Consider the following 6474-nt stretch of genomic DNA (forward strand, 5'->3'; position numbering starts at 1 on the left):
TGCAATTCGTGTCCATTAAAAAACAACCTCAAATATGCTTCCCACAGGGCGATTGTCTTTGACCCTGATGCTTGCCTCGTGCTTATCCAATACCTGCTTAACAATGTATAAGCCAAGGCCGGTACCTTTTGTATTACGGGTATCCTCGCTGCCCACCCGGTAAAACCGGTCGAAAATACGAGTTTTTTCTGCATCAGATATACCAATGCCATGGTCGGCTACGTGCAGGTGTACTTTACCATCCTTTTGAAACAGTTTAACATCAACCGGTTCACACGGGCCCGAATATTTAATGGCATTTTCAATAAGGTTTGTTACCACTGATGTAAGCGCAAATTTATCGCCCGTGAACTCAATTTTAGGCTCAATTTCGGCATTGATGATTTTCTGGCTGCCATCGCACTTGGTTAATTGCAGGCGATTAACAATACTATCAACCAAAACAGACAGGCTAAAGTTTGCTTTTGGAAAGCTATATGACTGGTTTTCAATTTTTGCTGCCAGTAACATATTTTCAACCATATCGTCCAAACGCTCAATATCTAACAACGATTTTTCTATAAAATCACGGATCTGCGCTTTAGTCAGATCACGCTTTTGTATGGTTTGCAGTAATAATTTAATGGATGCCAAAGGCGATTTTAACTCGTGCGTTACCGATAGCAGGAAATTCTTTTTCTGTTCCTGAAGTTTGCGCTCGCGGTTGATTGACCTGTGCATATAGTACGCACCAAATGAAAGTACGATCACAAACATCGACCCCTCGCTCATTATCATCCCCAGCTTGTTATGTTGCAGGTTAACTAACTGATATCCCCACCATATTAATTGTGCTGCCGCATAAATAATAAGCGAATAAAATATAACAAGCGATCTTTTCATAAGTCGTTATTTTTTAAATACCAGGTCAAGACTATCAAATATAGCTCTTTTTGCTTTCTCCAGGTCTATCTTGGTATGTGCCGATGATATGAACCCAACCTCGTAGCCCGATGGGCCCATATAAATACCTCGGTTAAGCAATTCGCGGTGCATTACTTTAAATTTCTCCATGCTTGCCGGATCTATCTCATCAGCCTTGCTGATGGTTTCCGCATTTGTAAAGGCAAACCAAAATATAGAGCCAATGCCAAACACTTTAAATTTATAATTACGTGCAGTAGCAAAACGCTGGATGGCTTCAGTAAACTCTTCCGTCTTTTTATGCAGATCTTTATAAAAGCCCATGCGTAACAGTTCGGTTAGTTGGGCAATACCCGCAGCCATAGCCACCGGGTTGCCTGATAAGGTACCAGCCTGGTAAACCCCACCATCAGGCGATATATGCCCCATGATCTCGGCAGATGCGCCGTACATCCCCACCGGTAACCCGCCACCTATGATCTTACCATAAGTAATAATGTCCGGCTGTATCTGGTAGTGCCCGGCAGCGCCCTCAAAGCCTACACGGAAACCAGAGATCACCTCATCAAAAATTAATAGGGTTCCGTTAGCCGTACAAACGTCGCGCAATGTCTGTAAGTACTCTTTAGTTTGCAGCAACAAGCCGTTGTTTGCCGGGATAGGCTCAATAATAACCGCGGCTATCTGGTCTTTAAATTCGGTAAATGCCTTTTGTAAAGCTTCGGTATCATTCAGGCCGATAACAATGGTTTCATCTGCAAATGCTTTGGGTACACCTGCTGATGATGTCTCGCCAAAAGTAACCAGGCCCGAACCTGCTTTTACTAATAATGAATCTGAATGGCCATGGTAACAGCCTTCAAACTTCAGGATCTTATCGCGTTTGGTGTAGCCGCGCGCCAGCCTGATGGCCGACATCACTGCCTCGGTACCCGAGCTTACAAAACGTAATTTCTGTATGTATTTATTGTTTTTAAGGATCAGTTCGGCAAGCTCATTCTCCAGCGCGGTAGGGGCGCCGAACGACATGCCATTTTGCATTACCTCAATTACTTTCTCTTTTACTTTTGGGTGATTGTGGCCCAGGATAAGCGGCCCCGGGAGCAGCAGAAGTCGATAAACTCGTTATCATCCGCATCCCAGATATGGCTGCCATCGCCTTTTTTAATGAACAGCGGCGTGCCGTAAACCGATTTAAACGCCCTTACCGGCGAGTTTACCCCACCCGGGAAAAACGTCTTGGCTTTTGCATACAATTCGGCAGATTTTTCCCTGCTGATATCAGGCTTACCCGTCGTATTCACCGGCAAGTCATCATCACTGGAAAACATTTTTTAATACTATCTAACATAATTTTAGTCGATGGACCATAGTCAATGGTCCATAGTTAATTCACTTATATCTTATACTACTTTTAAAGTCTATGGACTATCGACCATCGACTATGGACGGGTGGCTTACAGCCACCCATTCTCCAACACCTCTTTAGCGTGATACGTCAATATCGCGGTAGCGCCCGCCCGGCGAATGCTGGTTAGCACCTCGGTTACGGCACGCTGCTCGTTTAGCCAGCCTTTTTGTACGGCCGCTTTCAGCATGGCGTATTCGCCACTTACGTTGTAGGCTGCTACGGGCAGCTCGGTATTGTCTTTTATTAATTTTATAACGTCAAGGTAAGCTAATGCGGGTTTTACCATTAAAAAATCGGCACCCTCGGCCTCGTCTAATCTTGATTCTATCAATGCTTCGCGTTGGTTGGCCGGGTTCATCTGGTAGCTTTTTTATCGCCAAACTTTGGCGCCGAGTTTAAAGCATCCCTAAAAGGGCCATAAAAAGCGCTGGCATATTTAGCCGAGTATGACATGATCGACACGTGCTTAAACCCTGCATCATCCAACGTACGGCGGATATAACCAACCCTGCCATCCATCATATCGCTTGGCGCAATAATATCAGCACCGGCGTAAGCCTGGGCCAACGCCATACGACCCAATACCTCTAAAGTTTCATCGTTCAATATCTCGCCGTTCTCCACTATTCCATCATGGCCATCGCTGCTGTAGGGATCCATGGCTACGTCGGTGACTACACATGCCTCGGGGAAGTTATTTTTACTTGGCGGATAGCACTAAGGTATAAACCCTCTTCACGGTGGCTTTCGGTAGCGTATTTATCTTTTAGCTCTTCGCTGATATTGGGAAAAAGATCGAACGAGTTTAAACCCAGTTTCATGCAACTCTCTACCTCGCGCAGCAAATTATCTATCGAATATCTGAAGATACCCGGCATAGACGCTACCTCACTCTTCTGGTTATTACCCTCCACAATAAACAGCGGGAAAATCAGGTTAGCAGCGCTAACATGCGTTTCCTGCACCATCTGGCGGATAACTTCACTCTTACGGTTTCTTCTTGGTCGTTGTAACATTTCATTAGTCATTGGGCGTTAGTCATTGGTCATTGGTACCTTTCTAATTCCCAATGACTAATGACCAATAAACCATTCTATAATCCAAACACCGCCTCTGCCAGTCCAACTTCGTCGGGGCTAAAGGGTAGGGTGTATTTTACGCCCATTTCATCAAACTTTTGCCGGTCGATCTGCCTATGGCAATAACTTTTTGATAGGGGTCCAATAAGTTTTCGGCGAAGTAGGCATCCACGTTCGACGGGCTGGTAAATACCAACACATCAGCGCCCGATCCTTCTACTTCATCCTCCAGCACAGTTTCATATATTACCGGGTCTATCACCTTTGTTTTGGCTGATAATCCTTTCTGTATGCTCTTCAACGAGTCCTCTGCACAAGGGAACAGCACCTGCGTACCGTTAGCCAGTTTGGCAAACTCGGCGGCCACATCTTCGGGGTCGATCCCTAAACCGGTAAAATCGGCGAAGTGCCCTTTGCGACGCAGCATTTCTTCGCTGCCGGCGCCCATCACCCCAAACTTAACGTCCTTAGGTAATAGCGGCTCTAACTGGAAGAAGTACTCCACGGCGTTTTTACTGCTGAAGAATATCCAATCAATATATTTTAATATGTATGGATCTAATTTGGTGATAACCGGCACGGTGCGAATTAACGACCGCCCGTCTATCTGTATATTATGTTTCTCTAACGCGCGGCGGAAGTAGCTTTGCTCGCTCACCTCGCGCGATATAAACACGCTGCCCGGCAGTTTACGCCCTTTATCAAATGCGGCAACTATCTTTTCGGCAAGGCCATCGGTGGTTTCTGCTTCTAAAAACAGGCGGTCCGGAAACTGGTCGCCTTCATCGGCTTTTGAGGTAAATACCGGTACACGCCATCTTGTTTACGGCAATATACGCCCAATGGCAGGTGGCAGCCGCCGCCAAACAGTTTAAGCACCGTACGCTCCACCGTAAGCTCTTTGGCTACTTTAGGGTGATGTAATACCTTCAGCGCCTTTAAAAGCTCTTCATCGCTTTCGCGGATCTGTATGGCCAGCGCGCCCTGTGCGGGTGCTGGTACAATTTCGTTTGGTGTCAGTTCTTCAACGTGGAACTCGCTCAGGTCTATACCTAAACGGGTAACGCCGGCTTTGGCCAGCATAATAGCGTCGTAGCCTTCATCGCGCAGTTTACCTATACGGGTAGGCACGTTGCCGCGCAGGTCCTCAATCTCCAGATCAGGGCGATAGGCCAGCAATTGTGCCTTGCGGCGGTTGCTTGACGTACCCACAATAGCGCCGTATTTAACCGACAGCTTTTGCTTAACATCCACACAATCCTTCAAGATCAACAACAGTTCAGCCGGGTCCTCCCGTTCTGATACTGCTGCGATGATGAGTCCCGGAGGGTTTTCTGTAGGCAGGTCCTTGTGGCTGTGTACAGCCGGGTCAATAGTGCCAGCCAATAATTCTTCTTCAAGCTCTTTGGTAAAAAAGCCTTTACCTTCTAATTTATCAAAACTTAAATTAAGTATACGGTCGCCCTGCGTTTTAATAATCTTCAGTTCGGCAGTAATGCCGGCATTTGCTAAGCTATCCTTAACAAAGTTAGCCTGCCATAGCGCCAGTTCGCTTCCGCGTGTTCCTATAATTAATGTTCTTTCCAAAGGGTATTATATTTTGCAACCGCAAATTTAATTTTTATACCGATGGTTGTAGTTTTTATTAAGGATATGACTGTTTAATGAATGAATTATGAAATGAGTGATGGAGTGAATGGGGTTTGTGGGTTACCTAATCTTTAATTAACCAATCACTAATAGGGCATTACCGCTGACCGGGAGGGAACGCCCTGAATTTTGTGTATGTAAATTTTGGCAAGATTTATGTACTTGTAATAAAAATACAGATACATTAGAAATCATGAAAAAGATATTACAACTTGCATTTAGCGTTTTAGCCCTTGCTTTTATTTTACAGGCCTGCTCAACCACCAAAAGCCTGGTGGGTGCACAAAATGGCCCTATTAACGGTACTGGACATTAACTAACGTTAGTTACGATGGCCTTTTACCTAATGCCGTACAGGATGTTTTTAACCAGGCACCGCCGGCGGCTTTTGTAAACAGTACCGGAAACTAACCAACAGCGGCGACGGTATGTATACATTAGCAAACGGTACGTCGCAAAGTATTTTCTGGAGTTATAACACGCAGGATAAAACCAACCCGATATTTCAGTTTAAAAAGGTTTACCAGGGCGATAAAGCCAAAAATATAACCGAAGGCTACCAGCTTAATGTTGTACAGGCCGATAAAAACTCGATGACTTTAAAATCGCCGGTTGCTATAGGCAGCAGGACCGCTTATATTGTTTACTCGTTCAGTAAGCAATAATAGTATATACTTATTAGTACAAAGGGCAAAGCGTTTAACAACTGCTTTGCCCTTTTATTTTTACTATGTTACTCAGACTTCAAACTATTTACCGGGTTAGCCAACGATGCCTTAATGGTTTGCCAGCTTACCGTGGCCAGCGTTAACAAAATAGCGCCTACGCCTGTAATGGCAAATATCCACCATGGCAAGGGCACTCTGTAAGTATAATGCAGCAACCATTGCTTCATAAAGTAATTTGAAAGGGGTATTGCTATCAGCAGCGATATAAATACCAACACAACAAACTCGGTAGAAAGCAGGCGCCATAAACCAACCACCGAAGCGCCTAATACTTTACGTACGCCAATTTCTTTTTTACGCTGCTCGGCAACAAATGCTGCCATGCCGAATAAGCCTAAGCTACTGATAAGGATAGCTAATACGGTGAACACACCTGCCAACTTGCCTACGCGCTCCTCGGTAGCAAATTTCTTCCCAAATTCGGCATCAACAAAATGATAATCGAATGGGCTTTCTGGGTCGTATTTATCATAAACAGGTTTTATTTTAGCTAACGCGGCCGACATGCTTAATTTAGGATTGGTACGTATTTGCAGTACGCTGCCGTATTCCTTTAAAAAGCCATACATAATGGGTTTAACAGGCTCGAACGGAGAGGTCATTACCACATTTTTAACAACGCCGATGATATTATACATTGGTCGAACGTGGATGCTTCGCCGAAAACTTATTGGACCCCTATCAAAAGTTATTGCCATAGGCA

General features: G+C 44.9%; 4 protein-coding genes and 3 pseudogenes. 2 read left to right on the forward strand and 5 right to left on the reverse strand.

Annotated features, from left to right (window positions below; translation table 11 throughout):
- Positions 1-15: 15 nt before the first annotated feature.
- From HK413_RS09445 to hemC, 4 genes and pseudogenes are all read right to left on the reverse strand, one after another.
- On the reverse strand, positions 16-882 hold the full coding sequence (locus HK413_RS09445) for a sensor histidine kinase (RefSeq protein ID WP_175270012.1): 867 nt from the start codon (positions 880-882) through the stop codon (positions 16-18).
- A gap of 6 nt (positions 883-888) precedes the next feature.
- A pseudogene (hemL, locus tag HK413_RS09450) lies at positions 889-2254 on the reverse strand (glutamate-1-semialdehyde 2,1-aminomutase).
- A gap of 106 nt (positions 2255-2360) precedes the next feature.
- A pseudogene (hemB, locus tag HK413_RS09455) lies at positions 2361-3330 on the reverse strand (porphobilinogen synthase).
- Positions 3331-3407: 77 nt separating this feature from the next.
- Positions 3408-4980 (reverse strand): annotated as a pseudogene (gene hemC, locus HK413_RS09460) (hydroxymethylbilane synthase).
- Between the two features lie 256 nt (positions 4981-5236).
- On the opposite strand from hemC, the gene HK413_RS19855 reads away from it, so the two are divergent.
- Positions 5237-5359, forward strand: a complete 123-nt coding sequence (locus HK413_RS19855) for a hypothetical protein (protein WP_262886861.1) — start codon at positions 5237-5239, stop codon at positions 5357-5359.
- Positions 5360-5471: 112 nt separating this feature from the next.
- Complete coding sequence (locus HK413_RS09465) at positions 5472-5708, forward strand: hypothetical protein (RefSeq protein WP_175270013.1); 237 nt, start codon at positions 5472-5474, stop codon at positions 5706-5708.
- A gap of 68 nt (positions 5709-5776) precedes the next feature.
- Here the strand turns inward: HK413_RS09465 and HK413_RS09470 are convergent, their stop codons facing one another.
- Complete coding sequence (locus HK413_RS09470) at positions 5777-6409, reverse strand: ABC transporter permease (RefSeq protein WP_246230164.1); 633 nt, start codon at positions 6407-6409, stop codon at positions 5777-5779.
- Between the last annotated feature and the right edge of the window lie 65 nt (positions 6410-6474).

This window comes from Mucilaginibacter humi (genome assembly GCF_013087555.1).

Bases quoted from the DNA above. Each gene is read 5' to 3' on its own strand.
- HK413_RS09445 (WP_175270012.1), bottom strand. From the start codon at position 882: ATGAAAAGATCGCTTGTTATATTTTATTCGCTTATTATTTATGCGGCA.
- HK413_RS19855 (WP_262886861.1), top strand. From the start codon at position 5,237: ATGAAAAAGATATTACAACTTGCATTTAGCGTTTTAGCCCTTGCTTTT.
- HK413_RS09465 (WP_175270013.1), top strand. From the start codon at position 5,472: ATGTATACATTAGCAAACGGTACGTCGCAAAGTATTTTCTGGAGTTAT.
- HK413_RS09470 (WP_246230164.1), bottom strand. From the start codon at position 6,409: ATGTATAATATCATCGGCGTTGTTAAAAATGTGGTAATGACCTCTCCG.